Here is a 929-nt window from a genome sequence, read left to right as displayed (position 1 = left end):
ACAAAGTCAAATCTGGCGACTCGTTGAGTATGTTGGCGAAGAAATACGGTACGACCTCAAAAGTGATTCGTCGTGCTAACGGCCTGTCGAACAACAACATTCGCATTGGCCAGTACTTACTTATTCCGACGTCAACCAAAGACGATTCAAAGTACGCACTTACAGCGCAAAACCGTTTGAACAAAACGCAATCGCAAGCTCGTGGCCAGCTGAAACTGTCACACGTTGTGCAATCGGGTGAAAGTTTGTGGTCTATCGCTCGTGACAACAAGGTTTCACACAAATCGCTAGCAAAATGGAACGGCATGGGACCAAAAGATACCCTGCGCGTCGGTCAAAAGCTGGTGATTTGGAAAAAATCAGACCAAGGCGCCGTGATTCGTACCGTGTTCTACAACGTTCGCTCTGGCGACACCATCAGTGGCATCGCAAGCAAATTCAAGGTGAAGAGCAACGACATCGTAAAATGGAACTCGCTGCATAAGCAGAAGTACCTAAAACCGGGTCAAAAACTTAAGCTGTACGTAGATGTAACTAAGGTAAGTGTATGAACCCGTCAAGTAACCCACTCGTAATGTTGTTGGATATATTCCGTTCTCCAACCTCTTGTTTTCTTGCGCTTTATCAGCGTGGTGGTTGGGGATGGCAACCTTTCATCTTTTTGATGCTAAGCCCATTCCTATTTTGGGGCGCGTACTTTTCGAACGTTGATTTTACGTGGTTAAGTGACCAACTCACTGTACAGTTCCAACAAATCGACCCACAGCAGATTGAGCTATTGGAACCAAACACGTTGATGGCAAGTGCGATCATTAATGACGTGTTCAATCGCTTTGCGACGCTTTTGTTGCTTGCGTTTTGGTTCTTCCTTGCGACTAAAGCAAGTAAACAACAATACGGTTATTGGAAATGGTTTGCGGCATCGTGCG

Annotated in this window: 1 protein-coding gene and 1 pseudogene; both read left to right on the top strand. The window is 45.9% G+C overall.

The features are described 5' to 3' along the window. Positions 1 to 551, top strand: a 551-nt coding sequence (locus R7093_RS24355) for a LysM peptidoglycan-binding domain-containing protein (RefSeq protein ID WP_318146902.1), incomplete at its 5' end; no start/stop codon positions are given. Next, positions 548 to 929, top strand: a pseudogene (locus tag R7093_RS24350) (YIP1 family protein); the annotation flags it as partial. The gene R7093_RS24355 and the pseudogene R7093_RS24350, both read left to right, overlap by 4 nt.

The organism is Vibrio sp. 1580 (assembly GCF_033340055.1).
This window is presented reverse-complemented; position numbering and strand designations above follow the sequence as displayed.